The sequence below is a fragment of the Streptococcus mitis genome, from assembly GCF_000722765.2.
Classification (GTDB): domain Bacteria; phylum Bacillota; class Bacilli; order Lactobacillales; family Streptococcaceae; genus Streptococcus; species Streptococcus mitis_AQ.
Genome location: NZ_CP028415.1, coordinates 904147 through 926752, shown reverse-complemented (window position 1 = coordinate 926752; position 22606 = coordinate 904147). Strand labels below are relative to the sequence as shown.

Annotated in this window: 11 protein-coding genes and 2 pseudogenes; 10 read left to right on the top strand and 3 right to left on the bottom strand. The window is 39.9% G+C overall.

Annotated features, from left to right (window positions below; all coding sequences use genetic code 11):
- The first annotated feature begins 2 nt into the window (after positions 1 to 2).
- The 3 genes from aguB (at position 3) to SK637_RS04880 (ending at position 2645) form a co-directional block, all read left to right on the top strand.
- On the top strand, positions 3 to 878 hold the full coding sequence (gene aguB / locus SK637_RS04890; protein ID WP_033688791.1) for an N-carbamoylputrescine amidase: 876 nt from the start codon (positions 3 to 5) through the stop codon (positions 876 to 878).
- Between the two features lie 190 nt (positions 879 to 1068).
- The gene (locus tag SK637_RS04885) at positions 1069 to 1770 is read left to right on the top strand and encodes a response regulator transcription factor (RefSeq protein ID WP_033688790.1); all 702 of its coding nucleotides are present in this window, start codon (positions 1069 to 1071) and stop codon (positions 1768 to 1770) included.
- Positions 1767 to 2645 (top strand): sensor histidine kinase, encoded by an 879-nt coding sequence (locus tag SK637_RS04880; RefSeq protein ID WP_033688789.1) that lies wholly within the window; start codon positions 1767 to 1769, stop codon positions 2643 to 2645. The genes SK637_RS04885 and SK637_RS04880 overlap by 4 nt, the downstream gene beginning before the upstream one ends.
- A 40-nt stretch (positions 2646 to 2685) precedes the next feature.
- Here SK637_RS04880 and SK637_RS04875 read toward each other — a convergent pair whose 3' ends face one another.
- From SK637_RS04875 to SK637_RS04865, 3 genes are all read right to left on the bottom strand, one after another.
- The gene (locus SK637_RS04875; protein ID WP_033688788.1) at positions 2686 to 3438 is read right to left on the bottom strand and encodes an ABC transporter permease; all 753 of its coding nucleotides are present in this window, start codon (positions 3436 to 3438) and stop codon (positions 2686 to 2688) included.
- 10 nt (positions 3439 to 3448) lie between these two features.
- Positions 3449 to 4357: an ATP-binding cassette domain-containing protein gene (locus SK637_RS04870; protein ID WP_033688787.1), complete on the bottom strand. Its 909-nt coding sequence runs from the start codon at positions 4355 to 4357 to the stop codon at positions 3449 to 3451.
- 141 nt (positions 4358 to 4498) lie between these two features.
- On the bottom strand, positions 4499 to 5308 hold the full coding sequence (locus SK637_RS04865; RefSeq protein WP_033688786.1) for a Cof-type HAD-IIB family hydrolase: 810 nt from the start codon (positions 5306 to 5308) through the stop codon (positions 4499 to 4501).
- A gap of 218 nt (positions 5309 to 5526) precedes the next feature.
- Between SK637_RS04865 and SK637_RS04860 the strand changes: the two genes are divergently transcribed.
- The 7 genes and pseudogenes from SK637_RS04860 (at position 5527) to SK637_RS10135 (ending at position 22366) form a co-directional block, all read left to right on the top strand.
- Entirely contained in the window at positions 5527 to 6198 is a 672-nt protein-coding gene (locus SK637_RS04860) for a CPBP family intramembrane glutamic endopeptidase (RefSeq protein ID WP_033688785.1), read from the top strand.
- Between the two features lie 129 nt (positions 6199 to 6327).
- A complete protein-coding gene (rexB, locus tag SK637_RS04855) occupies positions 6328 to 9603 on the top strand; it encodes an ATP-dependent nuclease subunit B (protein WP_033689000.1) in 3276 nt (1091 codons plus the stop codon).
- Positions 9600 to 13250 carry a helicase-exonuclease AddAB subunit AddA gene (gene addA, locus SK637_RS04850; RefSeq protein WP_033688784.1) on the top strand — a complete coding sequence of 1217 codons (3651 nt, stop codon included), beginning with the start codon at positions 9600 to 9602 and terminating at the stop codon, positions 13248 to 13250. The genes rexB and addA overlap by 4 nt, the downstream gene beginning before the upstream one ends.
- Positions 13251 to 13267: 17 nt before the next feature.
- A complete protein-coding gene (locus SK637_RS04845; protein WP_033688783.1) occupies positions 13268 to 14446 on the top strand; it encodes a hypothetical protein in 1179 nt (392 codons plus the stop codon).
- A gap of 351 nt (positions 14447 to 14797) precedes the next feature.
- Positions 14798 to 14902, top strand: a pseudogene (locus tag SK637_RS10335) (YSIRK-type signal peptide-containing protein); the annotation flags it as partial.
- 1894 nt (positions 14903 to 16796) lie between these two features.
- A pseudogene (locus SK637_RS10330) lies at positions 16797 to 17170 on the top strand (hypothetical protein); the annotation flags it as partial.
- Positions 17147 to 22366, top strand: coding sequence for a mucin-binding protein (locus tag SK637_RS10135; protein ID WP_414717221.1), 5220 nt, complete (start codon positions 17147 to 17149; stop codon positions 22364 to 22366). The pseudogene SK637_RS10330 and the gene SK637_RS10135, both read left to right, overlap by 24 nt.
- Positions 22367 to 22606 lie beyond the last annotated feature (240 nt).

Genomic DNA, 22606 nt, shown 5'->3' with positions numbered 1-22606 from the left:
AGATGAGAAATGTAAAAGTTGCAGCCATTCAGATGCAATGTGCCAAGGATGTGGCAACAAATATTCAAACAGCAGAGCGTTTAGTACGTCAGGCTGCAGAACAAGGCGCGCAAATTATTCTTTTACCCGAATTATTTGAACGTCCATACTTTTGTCAGGAACGTCAGTATGACTACTACCAGTCTGCCCAGTCGGTGACAGAAAATACCGCCATTCAGCATTTTAAGGTGATTGCTAAGGAACTACAGGTTGTTTTACCTATCAGTTTTTACGAAAAAGATGGCAATGTCTTGTATAACTCTATTGCCGTCATTGATGCAGATGGTGAGGTGTTGGGTGTTTATCGAAAGACCCACATACCAGATGATCATTATTATCAAGAAAAGTTTTATTTCACGCCTGGTAACACTGGTTTCAAGGTCTGGGATACTCGCTATGCCAAGATTGGGATCGGTATCTGTTGGGATCAATGGTTCCCCGAAACGGCCCGCTGTCTTGCGTTAAATGGTGCTGAATTGCTCTTTTATCCTACAGCCATCGGTTCAGAGCCAATTTTGGATACGGATAGTTGTGGTCATTGGCAACGTACCATGCAAGGACACGCAGCAGCTAATATTGTTCCAGTCATTGCAGCCAATCGCTATGGCTTTGAAGAAGTCACTTCAAGTGAGGAAAATGGCGGACAGAGTTCCAGTCTTGACTTCTACGGTTCCTCCTTTATGACGGATGAAACAGGAGCTATTCTAGAACGAGCTGAAAGACAAGAAGAAGCTGTTCTGTTAGCTACTTATGACCTAGATAAGGGAGCAAGCGAACGCCTAAACTGGGGCTTGTTTCGAGATAGAAGACCCGAAATGTATCAACGAATTACGGACTAGTAGGAGAGAAATGAGAGATTCATTCTGCTAGACTCGTTTTCACTAGTAACTATAGGGATACTAGGTCATCTAGTAAGTGGATTTTATATTTTAACCCTCTAAGGCTTTCTCGCACTTTTATGCGAGGAGCTTTTCTGTTTAAGCTTTATCAATAAAACATGCTATAATAGTTGCAGAAAGGTTGGTATTTATGTCTAGGATATTGGTTATTGAAGACAATAGTGACATTCAAGAGATTTTGCGAACACTTCTTACTGAGGAGCATGAGGTGATTCAAGCCTTTTCTGGTACAGAAGGAATCATGCTTTTTGACCAAGGGGGGATTGATCTCGTTTTGCTAGATATCATGCTTCCTGGGAAAAATGGAGATCAGGTTTTAAAAGCTATCAGGGAACAAAGTCAAATTCCAGTCATTATGCTAACGGCTCTGAGCGATAAAAAGTTAATCAGTCAATATCTCTTAGACGGTGCCAATGATTACATAGTCAAACCTTTTGATTTGGATGAAGTCTTTGCCAGAGTTACTGTTCAATTACGTCAAAGCGTAGAAAAACAGCCTATGGAAATAGAAAAAACTGAAAATCTGCCACAAAACTTGAAAAATATCCAGTTTGATGCAGAAAGTTTTGAAATCAAAAATAGTCAGGAAACGATTCGCCTTGCCAAGAAAGAATGTTTGATTCTCCAAACTCTCCTTAAACACCCTAAGAAAATTTTCACCAAGGAAGAACTTTATGAATTAGTCTGGGAGGATAGCTACCTACCTGGAGATAATACTCTCAATACGCATTTGAGTAATCTTCGTAAAAAATTAAACCAGCTTGACCCAAATCAAGAATATATTGAAACCATTTGGGGAGTTGGGGTAAGATTAAAAGGAGACAAGCAATGACCTACATGATAATCTTTGTCCTTCTGATACTCCTAACTATTTTATCTATTTTTTTGATTCGCTACCATATAGCACTTAAAAACTTGAGTCAACAGATTGAAGACAAGATTCTCACGGGTAGTATGAAAAGAGTCGGAGTCAGCATTTTTTCCAAACATTTTTTACAACTCTACCAGCAGATTGAGAATCTATTTCAGGAAGTGGAACAATCTCGGTTGGTTATGAAAAGGGAAAAACAGACTCTGGATATGGCCATCAGCAATATCGCCCACGATATTCGGACACCTTTGACTATCGCTTCAGGTTACACCCAACAATTGATAAAGTCTCCTGAAGACAAAGCAGAAACCTTACAAAAAATAGCCCAGCATCTTGATTTAGTTTCCAAACGTTTGGAGGCTCTCCTAGAATATCGTCGTTTGATGGAAGGAGCTGTCAAACCGAAACTGGAAGAAGTGGATCTTTCAGCTTTTATCACAAAGAAGACTTTGGCTTATTATGATGTTTTTCAGGCGGCAAATATCACGCTTGATTTTAAGGTTGAAGCTGGTTTAACAATGAGGACTGATGAAGACTTGCTGGATCGAATTTTACAAAATTTGCTTGGGAATGTCCTCAAACATGGCAAGGAAGAAGCGCGTCTATCTTTGAGAAAGGAAAAGGAACAGCTTGTCTTAGAGATTTCAAACCTTGTTAAACAGCCCATCAAAAAAATAGAAAATCTCAGCAACCGTTTTTATTCTGAAAATCTATCAGACACCGAAGAATCCTCTGGTTTAGGCCTTTATATCACTGAGGAATTATGTCATCGTCTCGGTGCAGAGATGAAACTAAGCACAGATGAGCAATGGTTGTCGGTTTTCATTTACTTTTAACGAAAAGAAACCTCCTCTGTAGGCTAGAGGAGGTCATTTTTTATAAACTTTTCTTTTTGAAAACTGCCAGTCCACTTAGATTAAAGATTACAATAACAGCTAAGGTAACTATAAGTGTATAGTAAATGGATTCACTATTAGCAGTCATAGCATAGAAAAACTGCAATGATAAATATGGCAAAATTTTGATACTTGGGAAGATGAGCATTGGCATAGAAAGTAAGATAGAGCTGACCAAATAGCCAATAAATACCGCAAGATAAGAATGACTAACATAGAGGATGAAGGAAACAATGGAAAGCCAAGCAAGGAGGCAAAGGAATTGAAGGGAAATGGTTACCAGTAGATTGCCAATAAAGCCATCAGGCATAGCTCCAAATCCATTTAAGATCGTTGCTGGAATAAAGGCAATCACAAGGCTGATGATAACTTGTAAAAGTGCAATACAAGCCAATACAAAGGCTTTGGCAAGGAAAAACTCGGTACGAGAGACACCCACTGTTAAATTATTTTTATAGAGTTTGCCGATTAAATCAACTCCAAGAACGAGGCAGGCTAGAACTATGCAGAGAAAAACGAGGTTTGAACCTTGACTAGATGCGTTGATCAGGGCTTGTACACCGTCCCAACCATGGGTTGGAATTTCTGGTTCTTCTGTCTGGATTGCCATCAGATGGCCTGTAGCCCCGATAGTGGCACCCATTAGCAAGAGGACAAAGAGAATGAATTCTGTAATCCAAAAACCTTTGGAGCGGAAAAGACGGTAAAAGTCTGCTTGAATGGTATGTATCATGATTTTCCTCCTATTGGACCAATTGAGTGAAGTATTCTTCTAGGTTTTGACGGGCATAGTAAATCTCGTCAATGGCAACATCTGCCAAGGTTAATTCCTTGAGAATCTGTTTAACATCTTGTTCCTGACCAAAGATATGGATTTCATTTTCTGGATTGACAACCTTGAACTGGAGCTGGATTTGTTCTTTCAATACTTGACAGGCTTTCTCTTGGTCGGCTGTCTTAAGCACAATATAATCCTCACTTAGTGTTTCAAATTCAGCTTTGCTGATTTCACGGATAATCTTGCCTTGATCTAAAATACCAAAACGATTAGCTAGGAGATAAAGTTCTGACAAGATATGGCTAGAGATGAGAATGGTGATCCCTTTTTCTTGATTGAGGCGTTGAATCATTAGTCGAAATTCTTTGATACCGATTGGGTCGAGACCGTTGATAGGTTCATCTAAGATAAGGAAATCAGGTTTGGATAGAAGAGCAATGGCAATCCCAAGTCTTTGTTTCATTCCAAGAGAGAAATCACGAAAGACTTTCTTACCTGTATCTGCCAAACCTACATAGTCCAGGGTTTCACGAATGACTTGATCAGCATTTGGAATATGCCGAATCATACAGTAATATTTCAGATTTTGATAAGCTGTTAAGTGATTATGAGCTACAGGTGATTCAATCACTGAACCTACTCGAGATAGAGCCTTGCTCCACTCATTTTCCGTTTGGCTAGAGAAGAGGGAAACAGTCCCTTTATCCGCAAACAGTAGTTGCGTAATGATTTTGATTAAGGTGGTTTTCCCAGCTCCGTTCTTCCCAATAAGTCCATAAATATCTCCCTCTCTTATCGTTAGATGAAGATCCTGAAGGATAGCTTGTTTGTCAAAGTTTTTGGACAATCCATGAATATCAAGTACTGTTTTCATGATTCTCTCCTTTTGATTTATTTTGATAATTTTAGTATAAAGCATAGAAATCAAAGAAAGCTCAAGGATTTCTAAAGAGTTTCTAAAGTTTTAGGAATTCTTAAATATCAAAACCCAGTTGATATGAACTGGGCTTCTTAATTATAAAATATATTTCTCAATGGCACGCGCAACACCGTCTTCTTCATTGCTGGCTGTAACGGCATCCGCAAGAGATTTGACATAATCGCTGGCATTTCCCATAGCAATACCAAGGCCTGCAAACTGGAGCATTTCGATATCGTTATTAGCATCGCCCATGGCCATAATTTCTGACGGCTCAATCTTCAAAATATCTGCTAGTCGAGAAAGAGCAGTAGCCTTTGTCGTACCAAGTGGCATAGCTTCATAAATGACAGGCTGCGAACGAACTCCACTAAATCGTTGACAGAGTTCCCCAGCAAAACGCTGCTCAAAATCGTCTGTTTGCTCTCTGGTGCCCAAAAACATCCCTTGGAACATGCGATACTTGCCACTAGTCGCTTCCTCAAGAGAAATTTCAGTCAGGTCTGAAAAGACTAGTTTAGCATCATTTTCAATAACTTGATTGGGTTTACCACCGAGGACGAAATAATGTTCCTCATCAAAAAGAGTCAACTGAACATCACTTTTTTCTGCTAGATCATAGAGGTATTCGATGTCAGCTGGACTGAGTTCTTGCCAGTCGACTAGCCCCCAATCACTTGTCTGGTGAGTTGAACAACCATTGTTGACAATCACATACTCATTCTGGAGATCGAGTCCCAGTTTTTTGTAGTAGGGGAGGACACCGAAAAGCGGGCGACCCGTACAGAGAACCAGTTTAACACCTTTTTCAATAGCTTGGTGAATAGCAGTAATGTGAGCTTGTGGGATTTCCTTGGCTTCATTGAGGAGGGTTCCATCCATATCCAAGGCTAGTAGTTTAATCATAGGTCTTCCTTCTTTATCTTTTGGTATTATTATAGCATATTTTGGAGAAGAAATTGATAGAAAGCTTGGGGCTAATTGATTTTACAGTTTAAGATGTTTTGATAACAATTCATGATTTGAAGAGGATATTTCGAAAAGATATGCTATACTAAACTTGTTATACAGTTAAGTAAACCATTATATTCAATAAACTAGTCAAGGAAAACAGAGGATTTAATATGAAAAAACGAGCTATTCAAATTTTACTAGCATTGTCCTTAATTTTTTACAAATCAACTTGGTTTTGGAGAGTTTTCAATCACCTCGCAAAGCCCTATCTACCAGCAAGTCGTGAATTTTTTCAGATTCTGCTTTTGATGGAGAGTGGAGTTCTTTTGTCAGCAGTTATCTATCTACTAGTTTTTGCAGGAAAGAAGACTTTTTATTTCAAGTGGCATCCGAGGTACTTTATCTACCTTTTACTGGGCTACATCACTTTGTATATGTCTGACTTCCTCTTGTCTTATTTCATACCCTCGTCTTCAAATCAAATTTCTTTGAATGAAACGATAGAAATGATAGGGAGACAGGAATTACCCTATTTCTTGCTCATGGCTTGCTTCATCGGGCCTATTGCTGAGGAATTGATTTATCGCGGTGTGCTTATGACAACCTTTTTCAAAAACTCGCCTTGGTACGGAGATGTCTTGCTTTCTGCTATTATTTTCGGTTATATTCATGTCAATTTTGCTTTAACTCCTCTTGCTTTTTTCATTTATGCTAGCGGAGGGCTTATTTTGGCTCTATTGTATCGCATGACTAAAAATCTCTACTATCCAATACTAGTTCATATTTTCATCAATATCACTGCTTTCTGGAATGTGTGGTTACTCCTATTTTCAGGAAGTTAGCTTACTAAAACAATGTCGGAACTTTCCGGCATTTTCTTTTCAACAGGTGAGCAAGAACTGATTATTTTCAGACTTGGCTGGCTAATCATGGTATAATAAAAGGTAATGAAAAATTCCAACGAGGCAGAGATGAAATTACTTTATACTGATATTCGTACTTCTTTGACAGAAATTCTAACCAGAGAGGCGGAGGAGCTAGTTGCTGCAGGCAAGCGGGTCTTCTACATTGCCCCCAACTCTCTTTCTTTTGAAAAGGAACGCGCCGTGCTGGAATGCTTGTCCCAGCAGGCTTCTTTTGCGATTACCGTCACGCGCTTTGCGCAGATGGCTCGTTATCTGATCTTGAATGACCTACCTGTCAAAACCAGTCTAGATGACATCGGTCTTGGGATGGCCTTTTACAAATGCCTTGCCGAACTTGATCCTAAGGATTTACGTGTTTATGGAGCTATCAAGCAGGATCCTCAATTTATCCAGCAGTTAATTGATCTTTATCACGAGATGACCAAGGCTCAGATGAACTTTTTAGACTTGGAGAGTTTGACGGATGAGGACAAGCGATCTGATTTACTCTTGATTTTTGAGAAAGTAACGGCCTACCTCAATGAAGAGCAGTTAGCTCAGGGAAGTCAGTTGTCCCATTTGATTGAGGCTATTGAGAATGACAAAGTTAGTAGTGATTTTACTCAAATCGCCTTGGTTATTGATGGCTTTACCCGTTTTTCTGCCGAGGAAGAGCGAATTGTGGACCTACTTCATGGCAAGGGTGTTGAGATTATCATTGGAGCCTATGCTAGTAAGAAAGCTTATACCAGTCCATTCCCTGAAGGTAATCTCTATCAAGCCAGTGTGGAGTTTCTCCATCATTTAGCTACTAAATACCAAACGCCTGCTCAGGATTGTTCTCAAACTCATGAGCGGATGGATAGTTTTGACAAGGCCTCTCGTTTGCTAGAGTCTTCTTACGACTTTTCAGAACTCACTTTGGATGTCGATGAGAAGGATCGTGAAAACTTACAAATCTGGTCTTGCTTGACGCAAAAGGAAGAGTTAGAGTTGGTAGCCCGTAGCATTCGTCAGAAATTGCACGAGAACTCAAATCTGAGTTACAAGCATTTTCGTATTCTATTGGGGGATGTAGCGTCTTATCGATTATCTCTAAAAACAATTTTTGACCAGTATCAGATTCCTTTCTATCTAGGCAAAAGCGAATCCATGGCGCACCACCCTTTGACACAGTTTGTCGAATCTATTTTAGCTTTGAAACGCTACCGTTTTCGTCAGGAAGATTTGATTAACCTTCTTAGAACTGGTCTGTATACCGACCTTAGTCAGTCTGATATTGATGCTTTTGAGCAATATATCCGTTATCTTGGTATCAATGGCTTACCAGCCTTTCAGCAAACCTTTACCAAATCCCACCATGGAAAATTTGATTTAGAACGTTTAAATGCTCTTCGTCTGCTTATTTTAACACCTCTTGAGACTCTTTTTGCTAGCCGAAAACAAAAGGCTGAAAATCTCTTGCAAAAGTGGAACTCTTTTCTAAAAGAAGGAGCTGTGACCAAGCAGTTGCAAGATTTGACAGCCACTATGGAAGTTCTTGAACAGGAAAGACAAGCCGAAGTTTGGAAGGCTTTCTGTCATGTTTTAGAGCAATTTGCGACTGTTTTTGCTGGTTCACAGGTTAGTCTAGAGGACTTCCTAGCCTTGCTCCATTCTGGAATGAGTTTGTCTCAGTATCGCACTATTCCAGCGACAGTGGATACTGTCCTGGTGCAGAGTTACGATTTGATTGCGCCCTTAACGGCTGACTTTGTCTATGCCATTGGGCTGACTCAGGACAATTTACCAAAAATCGCGCAGAATACCAGCCTTTTGACAGATGAAGAAAGGCAAAACCTAAACCAAGCGACAGAGGAAGGGGCACAATTGCTGATTGCCAGCAGTGAAAATCTCAAGAAAAATCGCTATACTATGCTTTCCTTGGTCAATTCTGCTCGTAAGCAGTTGGTCTTGTCGGCTCCAAGCCTCTTTAATGAAAGTGAAAGTAAGGAATCAGCCTATCTTCAAGAGCTGATCCATTTTGGATTTAGTCGAAAAGAGAAGAGGATGAATCACAAAGGGCTGTCTAAGGAAGATATGGGGTCCTATCACAGTCTTTTGTCTAGTCTGGTCGCCTATCACCAGCAGGGCGAGACGAGTGAGACTGAGCAAGATTTGACCTTTATTAAGGTTCTGGCGCGTGTCATGGGTAAAAAACTAGACCAGCAAGGTCTGGAAAATCCAGCCATCCCAACCAGTCCAAGCAGTAAGCAGTTGGCTAAGGACACCTTACAAGCTCTCTATCCTGCTGATCAGGAGTTTTATCTGTCTACATCTGGTTTGACGGAGTTTTACCGAAACCAATACAGTTATTTCCTCCGCTACGTTTTAGGCTTGCAGGAAGAATTACGTTTGCGTCCTGATGCCCGTAGTCACGGAAATTTCTTGCACCGTATCTTTGAACGCGCCTTGCAGTTACCTGATGAAGATTCCTTTGACCACCGTCTAGAGCAAGCTATTCAAGAAACCAGTCAAGAACGCGAATTTGAAGCCATTTATCAAGAAAGTTTGGAAGCCCAGTTTACAAAGGAAGTTTTGCTTGATGTTGCACGGACAACTGGTCATATTCTCCGACACAATCCAGCCATCGAAACTATCAAAGAAGAGGCGAACTTTGGTGGGAAAGAGCAGGCCTTTATTCAATTGGATAACGGTCGCAGTGTCTTTGTACGAGGTAAGGTTGACCGCATTGACCGATTGAAAGCTGATGGGGCGATTGGAGTGGTAGACTACAAATCCAGTCTGACTCAGTTCCAGTTTCCTCATTTCTTTAATGGGCTTAATTCTCAGTTGCCAACCTATTTAGCTGCCTTAAAAAGAGAAGGGGAGCAGAACTTTTTTGGTGCTATGTACTTGGAAATGGCTGAGCCCGTCCAATCTCTGATGGCCGTTAAAAGTCTGGCAGGTGCAGTAGTAGAAGCTAGCAAGTCTATGAAATACCAAGGACTCTTTTTAGAAAAAGAAAGTAATCATTTGGGCGAATTTTATAACAAAAACAAGGCTAATCAGCTGACAGATGAGGAATTCCAGCTCCTACTGGACTACAATGCCCACCTTTACAAGAAAGCAGCTGAGAAGATTTTAGAAGGTCAGTTCGCCATTAACCCTTATACTGAAAATGGCAGAAGTATTGCACCGTATGTTCAGCAACACCAAGCCATCACAGGCTTTGAAGCCAATTACCACTTGGGTCAAGCCCGTTTTCTAGAAAAGTTAGACTTAACTGATGGCAAGCGTCTGGTCGGAGAAAAACTCAAGCAAGCTTGGTTTGAAAAAATAAGAGAGGAGTTGAATCGATGAAGCCTATTTCCTTTTTAACTGAGAAAGAAATTCAAAAATTGCAAGAAGTAGAAGCAAATTCGAGCAAGGAACAAAAGAAAACTGCCGAGCAAATCGAAGCCATCTACACTTCTGGGCAAAATATCCTTGTCTCAGCGTCTGCTGGTTCTGGGAAGACTTTTGTCATGGCCGAGCGTATTCTTGACCAATTAGCGCGTGGTGTCGAAATTTCTCAACTATTTATCTCAACCTTTACTGTCAAGGCTGCCACAGAGCTTAAAGAACGTTTGGAGAAAAAAATCAGCCAACAAATCCAAGAAAGCAGTGATGTCGACCTCAAACAACACTTGGGACGTCAGTTGGCAGACCTACCCAACGCTGCCATCGGAACCATGGACTCTTTCACACAAAAATTCCTTGGTAAACATGGCTATCTGATTGATATTGCACCTAATTTCCGTATTTTACAAAACCAGAGCGAGCAACTTCTTCTCAAAAACGAAGTCTTCCATGAGGTATTTGAAGCGCATTACCAAGGTAAACAGAAAGAGAAGTTTAGTCATTTACTGAAAAACTTTGCTGGACGTGGCAAGGATGAACGTGGTCTGCGCCAGCAGGTCTATAAAATCTATGACTTTCTCCAATCCACCAGCAATCCTCAGAAATGGCTGAGTGAATCTTTCCTCAAAGGCTTTGAAAAAGCTGATTTTAGCAGTGAAAAAGAAAAACTGACCACACAAATCCAGCAAGCCCTTTGGGATTTGGAGAGTTTTTTCCGTTACCATCTGGATAACGATGCCAAGGAGTTTGCAAAGGCTGCTTATTTAGAAAATGTTCAGTTAGTTCTGGATGAAATTGGCTCCTTAAATCAAGAGTCCGATAGTCAGGCTTATCAGGCAGTGCTTGCGCGTGTTGTCGCAATTTCGAAAGAGAAAAACGGTCGGGCCCTGACTAATGCCAGTCGCAAGGCTGATTTGAAGCCACTGGCGGATGCCTACAACGAAGAGAGAAAGACCCAGTTTGCTAAACTAGGACAACTGTCAGACCAGATAACCATTCTCGACTATCAAGAACGTTATCATGGAGATACATGGGAATTAGCTAAAACCTTCCAAGCCTTCATGAGTGATTTTGTAGAAGCTTATCGTCAGCGTAAACGTCAGGAAAATGCCTTTGAATTCGCTGATATCAGCCATTACACCATTGAGATTTTAGAGAATTTCCCGCAAGTCCGTGAGGCTTATCAGGAACGTTTCCACGAAGTCATGGTCGATGAGTATCAGGATACCAACCATATTCAAGAACGGATGTTAGAATTGCTATCCAATGGCCACAATCGCTTTATGGTGGGAGATATCAAGCAGTCCATTTATCGTTTCCGTCAGGCAGACCCGCAGATTTTCAATGAGAAATTCCAACGCTATGTGCAAAATCCAAAAGAGGGCAAGCTGATTCTCCTCAAGGAAAATTTCCGTAGTAGTTCAGAAGTACTGTCAGCAACCAATGATGTCTTTGAACGTCTCATGGACCAAGAGGTCGGCGAAATCAACTATGATAACATGCACCAGCTTGTTTTTGCCAATACTAAACTGACTCCTAATACAGACAATAAGGCAGAATTTCTCCTCTACGACAAGGACGATACAGGTGAGGAAGAAGAGAGTCAAACAGAAACGAAACTAACAGGCGAAATGCGCTTGGTTATTAAGGAAATCCTGAAGCTTCATCAAGAGCAAGGTGTTTCCTTTAAAGAAATTGCCCTTTTGACCTCCAGCCGCAGTCGTAATGACCAGATTCTCCTCGCCCTGTCTGAGTACGGGATTCCTGTCAAAACTGACGGCGAGCAAAACAATTATCTCCAATCCTTAGAAGTACAAGTCATGCTGGACACCCTTCGTGTCATTCACAATCCCCTGCAAGACTACGCCTTGGTTGCCCTTATGAAGTCTCCAATGTTTGGTTTTGACGAGGACGAGTTAGCACGTTTAGCTCTTCAAAAAGCAGAGGATAAAATCCAAGAAAATCTCTATGAGAAACTGGTCAATGCTCAAAAACAGGTAAGCAGCCATAGAAACTTGATTCACACAGCTCTAGCTGAGAAACTAAACCAATTCATGGATATCTTGGATTCTTGGCGCTTGTATACCAAAACGCACTCCCTCTATGACTTGATTTGGAAGATTTACAACGACCGTTTTTATTATGACTATGTTGGAGCCTTACCAAATGGTCCTGCTAGACAGGCCAATCTCTATGCACTAGCTCTGCGTGCTGATCAATTTGAAAAGAGCAATTTCAAGGGCTTGTCGCGTTTTATTCGTATGATTGACCAAGTCTTAGAAGCCCAGCACGATTTGGCAAGCGTGGCCGTCGCACCGCCAAAAGATGCAGTAGAGCTTATGACCATCCACAAGAGTAAAGGGCTGGAGTTTCCTTACGTCTTCATCCTCAATATGGATCAAGATTTCAACAAGCAAGACTCTATGTCAGAGGTCATTCTCAGCCGTAAAAATGGACTAGGTGTCAAATATATCGCCAAAATGGAGACAGGAGCAGTGGAAGATCACTATCCTAAAACCGTCAAACTCTCCATTCCTAGCCTGACCTATATGCAGAATGAAGAGGAATTACAGCTGGCAAGCTATTCTGAGCAAATGCGTCTCCTCTACGTTGCTATGACACGGGCTAAGAAAAAGCTCTATCTTATCGGTAAGGGTTCTCGCGAAAAGCTGGAAGCCAAGGAATACCCAGCAGCTAAAAATGAAAAACTAAATAGCAACACTAGACTGCAAGCAAGGAATTTCCAAGATTGGATTTGGGCTATCAGTAAAGTGTTTGTTAAGGATCATCTCAACTTTAGCTATCGTTTTGTTGGTGAAGACCAGCTGACTAGAGAAGCTATCGGAGAATTGGAAAACAAAAGTCCTCTCCAAGATAGCTCCCAAGCAGACAATCGCCAGTCTGAAACCATTAAGGAAGCCCTTGAAATGCTGAAAGAAGTGGAAGTCTATAATACTCTTCACCGCGCAGCCATTGAACTTCCCAGTGTTCAAACCCCAAGTCAAATCAAGAAATTCTACGAACCCGTTATGGATATGGAAGGTGTCGAGATTGCAGGTCAAGGACAGTCAGTAGACAAGAAAATCAACTTTGATTTGCCAGATTTTTCAAGCAAAGAAAAGGTAACAGGAGCTGAAATTGGTAGTGCTACCCACGAACTGATGCAGAGAATGGACCTCAGTCAGCGACCAACACTTGTTAGCCTGACAAAAACTCTCAAACAAGTTCAAACCAGCCCAGCTGTCAGAGATAAGATCAATCTTGCTAAAATTCTTGCATTCTTTGATACAGCACTCGGTCAGGAAATTCTCGCTAATACCCACCTTCTCTATCGAGAGCAACCCTTCTCCATGCTCAAACGAGACCAAAAGAGTCAGGAAGACTTCGTTGTCCGTGGTATCCTTGATGGATATCTGCTTTACGAAGACAAAATTGTTCTGTTTGACTACAAGACAGACCGCTATGATGAACCAAGTCAACTCGTAGATCGTTATCGTGGTCAGTTAGCGCTATACGGAGAAGCTCTATCTCGAGCCTATTCGATTGAAAATATTGACAAATACTTGATTTTACTCGGTAAAGACGAGGTTCAAGTTGTAAAAGTATAATCTAGAAAGGAGACCTCATGACACTTCCAGTTAGAAAATCCCTACATGATGCAGTTTTACAGGCTTCAAAAGCGAATACTTGGGAACAAGCTACCAAGGAATGGAATGAAGTTTCCTTGATTTTTAACGGTATCGGCCGTAGCAATTGTATCTGTGGGAATGCCATCAAATACGCTTATGAACTCTTTAACGGTGTCACAGGCCAACGCCTCTTTCCGATTGGTAGTGATTGTGTTCGTCATTTTCATCGATTGACCCTTGACCAGCAACTAGAAGAGGAAGAAAAATTGCTCAGAAAGGTTGAAAATCTGACCAGAAAAGCCCAGAAAAAGGAGAAAATCAAGGTCAATAAGAGTGACTTTGACGAGCGTCTTCTAAAGTGGCTCTGGGAAAAAGGTGTTTTCAAGCCTAATCGTGGCAATCAGTTCTCACCTGAGAAAGACTATCAGCTCTTCCTAGAAGTCTTTCAAGGAGGAAGTTGGACCAAGGCAGATCCTAAGAAGAAGGCTCGTATGGAGGAAGTCCTTGAAAAGTGTATTAAGCCCTTTTTACTTGGAAAACCAGATGACCAACTCTACCTTGTCAAGCTAGGTAAGGAGAAAATTGACTACGAACAGGAACTCCGTATCCAGGCAGAGAAAGAGCGCAAGAAGAGAGATAAAATCGCCAAGCAATATGCAGACAATCTGGTCCTAGCCATGGGCCCAGCAGAACGGGCCTATCAAGATTACTTTGGCTTTACGGAGACCTTGACTCAAGAAGAACGCAAGTGGGAGAAAATTCTTTTTGGTAAAAATCGAACAGAACGGGCTATCAAGGCCAAACAATACCAAAAAGAGTTGGAAAAAGACCAACGAATTGCTAGTCAGGATCCAATTGAAAGAAAGCAGAAGCAGACCTGGCTCCTCAATTCCTATTTTCGTGAGCTTCCTGAAGAAAAATCCCGCTTTGCTCGCCTCTTATTAGAATATCGAAAAAGTGGAGAAGTGCCTTTTTCAACCGCATACCTGTCAGATCATCTGCTCGACTTTTTCTATAAAATGAAAGCCTTTGAGTTTGAAATCGCACCAGAACAAGTTCGAGATTTTCTAAAAGAAAGTCTCCAGACAGATCATCTCTCCTCAGCACAGGAAAGCTGGATAGAGGGGATTCTCATCAACTGTATTAAACCATTTTTAGAACGACTACTTATATGAACAAATCCTACCTTGTATAACCAGGGTAGGATTATTTCTTATACTTTTTTTACTTTTAAAATACAATTTCTATTTCACATGCAACAAAATGTATATATTTTTATTTATAAAACAAATGTCAACATATGTTTATGTTGTTTTTTTGTTTATATCAAGCCTTTATTAATTTTTTTAAAAAATGGGGAAAAACATAGAATTTTCAATGTTTTTTCATAGTTTCCAATTTAATAAAGCTATTTTTACAATATTCTTTTTTCCTTGTTAAATAGATTAACTTGATGTATAATAGAATCAGATTATTCTATGCTAATATGTATAAATATATCTGCTATTTGATAATTGGAGTCTAAAATGGGTAAATTTGATAAACAACTAAAATATAGTATTCGAAAAGTAAGTGTCGGTGCAGCTAGTGTCGTCATAGGTGCTTTATACCTTGCCATGGGGGCAGGTGTGGTACACGCTGAAACGAAAACTACTACTGATGGAGGGGCAAGTCACTCTAGTCCGTCTCCAGAACCGGAGACAAGCCAACCTAACAGTCTGACTTCCTCTAGCTATAGGGCGGAGCCTGCTCAAAATCCAGATGCTTCTGGAAAATCAACAGAGTCAACAACACCTAAAAAGAAAGAAAATAAAGAAACTTTAGCAACTAATAATACGAAACCAGTAGAAAATAAAGAAATCAATAATGTAGCGCAGCCGACAGAAGCGTCTACGTCTGCTAATACTAGAGGTCGCCGTGTAAGAAGAGAAGTAGGAGATGCTCCTGCTGGCGGAACTTCTAATGCTTCTACTGGAACTGAGACACCTGACGGGTCTTCAACTGGAAATAACGAAGCATTAAACTCAGCTCTAACCGGACGTAAGGGGGCTACAGTAAAACCAGATCAACCAGGTGTAAATATACCAAAAGGAGATGAGCCTGGAGCACATGATCCAAATGCTAACTTGAGTTTCGATGATCCTGATCATACTGCTACAGTTGAAGATATGTGGAAGATTATCCAACATATGCCGGATGACTTCCAAAATAACGAGCGTTCATACTTGAAAAATATGGATACTCTAGGAAGAGAACTTCGATTTGATAAGACTGCTGAGAATCCAGAGGGTGTACCTCTTCAACCGGGTGAAATTAGAGAACTTCATGACTTTGGTGGTTGGCATGCCATTGATGAAGATGGAAACAAAGGTAAGTTCGCTATCGGTAGAAAGAACGCACAAGGTTACTTCACAGGTTGGCATAAAGTTGGACAAACTGAGAATGGGATTCCGATAATTGAACAAGGTGGTATGCTTGGGGCAGATGCCTTAGATAACATCTATGTGCATGAGCAAGCCTTAGATCGTCGTTTTGATTATATGCTGATGCTTGTTAAAGGGCGTACACGTGCCAATCGTACTGAAACTGTAGTGGATAATTCTACATATGATCCACGTACTCCGAATGAACGTGCGAATTTGAGTAGCACTGATTTTAATAAACTTCATCTTTTAGAAAAGGATAAATTTAATAAATATTCTCCAGGTGTCGTTGGCTACAATGGGATAGAGAAGAAATTCGCAGCCTTTTCTACTAAATACGGAAGTCGTGTTCGTGTTGATTTTGTGACAGGGTACATCACAGATATTAACGGTTCTAAAGGAAGTTATCGAGTAGTAATTAAAGCTCAAAATAGTAAGGGCGAAGAAACAAAAGTTTATGATGAAACTATTTCTCGTGTAGCTGAAATCGTTCAGAATGAAGAGTTGTATAAGAAAGGTTTGAATGTTGAATCGGCACATGAAAGCATTTTGAAATTTTTAAAAACTGAGTTTGAATATCGTGTTAATAAAATTAAAAATCCGAAAGTAAAAGCTAATTCATTATTAAGAGGAACAAAAGAAAAAGATTATACACCAGAGCAACAAAAAGTATACGATCAAATTGTAGAAGAAGCAACGGAAGAAGCTAAAAAACAAGGCGATATTGTGATGAATGTTACTGAAGAATTCCTAAGTATAGCAAAATCAGGGAAAAAAGATTCAGAGTGGAAGAAAACTTTCACAAATACATCTCGGACAACTCCAGGGCTATCAAATGACTTGAATAATTTATTGAAAAATGCTGATAAAGATAATCCTAATACCCCAACTTGGCTAAGTTCAGGTAGTTCTCAAGCTAAAGCTGATGACAGAGCATATAGATTACTCACTACTCTTATACCAGGTGCTAAGAAAATTACCTATCATGTTAACGATGATCAGCTGGAAGTTGAAACAGATAAATACACATATACTGCCGCTAGAAACGGTAGCAAGGAAGTTGGTATTCAAGGGTCAAATATAGCAGCAACTCTAAGTGCTGATGCATATGGTGCTAATCCCCAAACCTTTGATAGAGAGAATACAAATACAAAAGCGAATAATCTTAATCATGGTTGGGCTAGAGCTGGTTCTGAAGAATTCAAACACTTCTCCCACTTTATAGGGGTAGACAAAGGGATTGAGCGAACGAATGTGATTTCTGATGAAGAACTGTCGGCTAAGATTAAGGAAGCAGTGGGTCCTGGATATAGCAAACTAGGAAAACCAGGATACTTCTCTACTGCGGACATTCCTTTAGGAGCGGATATTGTATCGTATACTGTACAAGTAATTCCATCTGATAATGAAAGAGTTGGGGTAAACTCTCAAAGTTCTCGTATTCAGTATAATATGCCGATTCTAGCCGATTTCTCAGTCATCCAAGATACTGTAGAACCGTCTAAAGAATTAGCAAAACGTATTCTTACCAAGTTAAAAGAGCAAGGTAAGATTACTGAAGACCAAGAGAAAAAAATAAAAGAAGAAATTGACAAGAGTAAAAAGACATCAGAAGTAAGAGCAGCTATGTCAGGAGATGTTACTGTTCGTTATGTTGATACTAATGGAAATAATTTACCAATCACTGATGCAGATGCTAAAAAAGCTGGAGAAAAAACGGATAATGGCTATTTGGTAAGAAAAGATGTACTGATTGGTACAGACTATGATGTGAATTCAAAAAAAGTTTCGTCTTTTAAAGCGACTAATGGAAAATATTATGCTTTAAGATCAGTTGGTGGAGGATTAGAAACTTCATCTGATAGACCAAATGGAAGTATCACAAAGAAAAATACAGTGATTACATTTGTATATGAAGAAAGAACTACGCCGCCTACAGGTAAAGGTGTCGTTCATTTCAAGAAACAAACATCTGAGACAGCAACAGAAGCATTGACTGGATATAATGATATTACACTAGAAGGTGAAGTAGGAAAAGAATTTTCAACTGATGAAGTTAATACTAAGATTACAGAATTGAAAAATGCTGGATATGAGATTGTTGGAGACACATTTACAAGTGGTGATAAAACAGTTGATACTGTAGAAGACACAGAAGGTCAAATTCCAAGTCAGGAATATACGATTACTGTAAAAGAAAAAGTTGTGCCAGTAACAGAACCACCAACTCCAAATACACCGGTTGATCCTAATGTTCCGGACGGACCAAAATGGCCAGCAACTGGATTAGCAAAATCTGACTTAGAAAAAGATGTTACACGTACGATTACTTATGTTAAGAAAGACACTCCAAATGGAGAAGAAATTCCAGACGCAAAACCAACTGTAACACAAACAGCCCACTTCAAACGTAGTGCAACATATAATGCAGTTACAGGAACAATCACATACGGAAATTGGGAAAGTGCGGACAAAGAATTAGCAAAAGTAGACACACCTACATTAACAGGCTATGTAGCAGACAAAGCTTCAGTAGATAAAGTGGCAACAAATGCAGATTCGACAGGATTAGATCAAAAAGTAGTTTATACTAAACTAGGAAGTTGGGTGCCAAGATTACCAGAAGGTGTAACACCACCGACAGGAACAGATATGACACCTAAACCATATCCAAACAATCCGACAGATCCAACTAAGCCTGGAGATCCAACGGATCCGAATACACCAAATGTACCAGTAATACCATATGTACCAGGATATACACCAAGTGTAGGAGGAACACCGTTAGTACCAAAAGTGCCAAATGATCCAACACAAGGATACATTCCACCAGCGGTACCAACAGAACCTGGTATGGATACACCGATTGAGTATGCGGCAGATCCACAAAAAGCAGTGGTGAAAGTATTCAATACAACAACAGGAACAGAGGTAGAAATACCAGCTGAGAAAGTAAGTATTGATAACGGAACAACAGATTCAGCAATTCCAACAGATTCAGTAACAGCTAAGATTGCAGACTTAGAAAAACGTGGATATATAGTTGAAAATAAAGACTTGTTGAAAGATCAAAAATTTGATAAAGAAAAAGATCCAACAGATGGAGATCCAACACAAGTATTCAAATTATTAGTTAAGGAACGTACAGTAACAGTAACAGAGCCGAAAAATCCAAATGATCCAGTAGATCCAGATAAACCAGAAGGACCAAAATGGCCAGCAACTGGATTGGCAAAATCTGACTTAGAAAAAGAAGTAACACGTACGATTACTTATGTTAAGAAAGAAACTGCGGATGGACCAGAAATAGCGGATGCGAAACCAACTAAGAAACAAACAGCCCACTTCAAACGTAGTGCAACATATAATGCAGTTACAGGAACAATCACATATGGAAATTGGGAAAGTGCGGACAAAGAATTAGCAAAAGTAGACACACCTACATTAACAGGCTATGTAGCAGACAAAGCTTCAGTAGATAAAGTGGAAACAAATGCAGAGTCGACAGGATTAGATCAAAAAGTAGTTTATACTAAACTAGGAAGTTGGGTACCAAAAGTGCCAGGTGTAGAAACACCAACACCACTACCATATCCAAACCATCCAACAGATCCAACGAAACCTGGAGATCCAACGGATCCTAATACACCAAATGTACCAGTAATTCCATATGTACCAGGATATACACCGAAGATTGGTGAAACTCCGTTACAACCAAAAGTGCCAAATGATCCAACACAAGGATACATTCCACCAGCGGTACCAACAGAACCTGGTAAGGATACACCGATTGAGTATGTGGCAGATCCACAAAAAGCAGTGGTGAAAGTATTCAATACAACAACAGGAACAGAGGTAGAAATACCAGCTGAGAAAGTAAGTATTGATAACGGAACAACAGATTCAGCAATTCCAACAGATTCAGTAACAGCTAAGATTGCAGACTTAGAAAAACGTGGATATGTAGTTGAAAACAAAGACTTATTAAATAATCAAAAATTTGATAAGGAAAAAGATCCAACAGATGGAGATCCAACGCAAGTATTCAAATTACTAGTTAAGGAACGTACAGTAACAGTAACAGAGCCGAAAAATCCAAATGATCCAGTAGATCCAGATAAACCAGAAGGACCAAAATGGCCAGAAACTGGATTAGCAAAATCTGACTTAGAAAAAGAAGTAACACGTACAATTACTTACGTTAAGAAAGAAACTGCAGACGGACCTGAAATAGCAGATGCGAAACCAACTGTAACACAAACAGCCCACTTCAAACGTAGTGCAACATATAATGCAGTTACAGGAACAATCACATATGGAAATTGGGAAAGTGCGGACAAAGAATTAGCAAAAGTAGACACACCTACATTAACAGGCTATGTAGCAGACAAAGCTTCAGTAGATAAAGTGGAAACAAATGCAGATTCGACAGGATTAGATCAAAAAGTAGTTTATACTAAACTAGGAAGTTGGATACCAAAAGTGCCAGGTGTAGAAACACCAACGCCACTACCATATCCAAACCATCCAACAGATCCAACTAAGCCTGGTGATCCAACGGATCCTAATACACCAAATGTACCAGTAATTCCTTATGTACCAGGATACACACCGAAGATTGGCGAAACACCGTTAGAACCAAAAGTGCCAAATGATCCAACGCAAGGATACATTCCACCAGTGCCAACAACACCAGGTGAGGATACGCCGATTACGTATGAAAAAGTGCCAAACACACCTAATCCTGAACAACCAGAAACAACTGGTACAAAAGAAGTGACACGTACAATCAAATACGTGGATGAAAAAGGTAATGAATTAGCTAAACCATCTACAGATAAAGTGACATTCAAGGGCAAAGGTAGTGACTGGAATGCAGTTGGTGGAGATAGTACATTTGATGCGGTGAAATCACCAGTAGTTAAAGGTTATATCTTAAAAGACCCAGCTCAAAAAGTAGTTGCTGAAAGAAAAGGAATAACACCAACTGTTGCAAATCAAACGATTGAAGTGGTTTACAAGAAACTTGGTTCATGGATACCAAAAGTGCCAGGTGTAGAAACACCAACACCACTACCATATCCAAACCATCCAACAGATCCAACGAAACCTGGAGATCCAACGGATCCGAATACACCAAATGTACCAGTAATTCCTTATGTACCAGGATACACACCGAAGATTGGCGAAACACCGTTAGAACCAGTTGATCCAAATAATCCAGAAAATGGATACAAGGTGCCACCAATTCCAAACACACCAGGCGAAGATACACCAATTGAGTATTCAAAAGATCCTCAAAAAGCTGTAGTGAAAGTATTCAATACAACAACAGGTACAGAGGTTGAACTACCTGAAGAGAAAGTAGAGCTTTCAGGTAAAACAGGTGAACCAATTCCAGCAGATTCAGTAACAGCTAAGATTGCAGACTTAGAAAAACGTGGATATATAGTTGAGAATAAAGACTTGTTGAAAGATCAAAAATTTGATAAAGAAAAAGATCCAACAGATGGAGATCCAACACAAGTATTCAAATTATTAGTTAAGGAACGTACAGTAACAGTAACAGAGCCGAAAAATCCAAATGATCCAGTAGATCCAGATAAACCAGAAGGACCAAAATGGCCAGAAACTGGATTAGCAAAATCTGACTTAGAAAAAGAAGTTACACGTACAATCAACTATGTTGACGAGACTGGAAACAAAGTTTCTGAACCATCAACAGACAAAGTTACATTTACACGTGAAGCTAAGATTAACGTAGTAACAGGTGAGATTACTTATGGAGAATGGAAAGCAGTTGGTGGAGATAGTACATTTGATAAAGTATCATCACCAGTAGTTAAAGGTTACATCCTTAAAGACCCAGCTCAAAAAGAAGTTGCTGAAAGAAAAGGAATAACACCAACTGTTACAAATCAAACGATTGAAGTGGTTTACAAGAAACTTGGTTCATGGATACCAAAAGTGCCAGGTGTAGAAACACCAACGCCACTACCATATCCAAACCATCCAACAGATCCAACTAAGCCTGGTGATCCAACGGATCCTAATACACCAAATGTACCAGTAATTCCGTATGTACCAGGATACACACCGAAGATTGGTGAAACACCGTTACAACCAAAAGTGCCAAATGATCCAACACAAGGATACATTCCACCAGCGGTACCAACAGAACCTGGTAAGGATACACCGATTGAGTATGTAAAAGTTCCAAATACACCTAGTCCGGAAGAACCGGTAAAACCAACTCCAGAAAGTAATCATATTACAATCTGGGTGGATGAAAACGGTAAGCCATTGAAACCAGAAAAACCTGGAACTCATGAACCAGGAAATATACCTGGATATCGATTGATTACAACTGTAACAAAAGATGGTGTCACAATTCATAAATTTGAAAAGATAACACCAGTAGAGCCTAATAATCCTGTTCCACAGAAACCGACCACACCGATGCCAACTCCACAAGATCCGACTATTCCAACACCAGAAAGTCAAATTCCAACTCCAAACACTCCAGAAGCAAATACTCCGACTTCTGAGACAAGTAGAAGAGAGGAATTACCAAACACAGGTACAGAAGCTAATGCTAACCTTGGAGCACTTGGACTTCTTGGAGCACTAAGTGGATTTGTACTTCTTTCTCGCAAGAAAAAAGAAGACTAAAAACTATGAGTTTTTAAGAAGATGATTTTTCATCTTCTTTTTTGATATTGAGTGCAATGAAAATCCTCTTTTTGAAGTCTAATATCCTTTATATAAGTTTACTGTATTGTAAAAGACATAAATAAAATTATGTTTAATAAATTTCTCATAGCCTAAAGACCATGCAAAAAAGGCTAATTTATGATAGAATAGAGGATAAGAAAGAAAACGTTTTAGAATTTTTCAATCCGAAGGAGATAT

Bases quoted from the DNA above. Each gene is read 5' to 3' on its own strand.
- aguB (WP_033688791.1), top strand. From the start codon at position 3: ATGAGAAATGTAAAAGTTGCAGCCATTCAGATGCAATGTGCCAAGGAT.
- SK637_RS04885 (WP_033688790.1), top strand. From the start codon at position 1,069: ATGTCTAGGATATTGGTTATTGAAGACAATAGTGACATTCAAGAGATT.
- SK637_RS04880 (WP_033688789.1), top strand. From the start codon at position 1,767: ATGACCTACATGATAATCTTTGTCCTTCTGATACTCCTAACTATTTTA.
- SK637_RS04875 (WP_033688788.1), bottom strand. From the start codon at position 3,438: ATGATACATACCATTCAAGCAGACTTTTACCGTCTTTTCCGCTCCAAA.
- SK637_RS04870 (WP_033688787.1), bottom strand. From the start codon at position 4,357: ATGAAAACAGTACTTGATATTCATGGATTGTCCAAAAACTTTGACAAA.
- SK637_RS04865 (WP_033688786.1), bottom strand. From the start codon at position 5,308: ATGATTAAACTACTAGCCTTGGATATGGATGGAACCCTCCTCAATGAA.
- SK637_RS04860 (WP_033688785.1), top strand. From the start codon at position 5,527: ATGAAAAAACGAGCTATTCAAATTTTACTAGCATTGTCCTTAATTTTT.
- rexB (WP_033689000.1), top strand. From the start codon at position 6,328: ATGAAATTACTTTATACTGATATTCGTACTTCTTTGACAGAAATTCTA.
- addA (WP_033688784.1), top strand. From the start codon at position 9,600: ATGAAGCCTATTTCCTTTTTAACTGAGAAAGAAATTCAAAAATTGCAA.
- SK637_RS04845 (WP_033688783.1), top strand. From the start codon at position 13,268: ATGACACTTCCAGTTAGAAAATCCCTACATGATGCAGTTTTACAGGCT.
- SK637_RS10135 (WP_414717221.1), top strand. From the start codon at position 17,147: ATGCCGATTCTAGCCGATTTCTCAGTCATCCAAGATACTGTAGAACCG.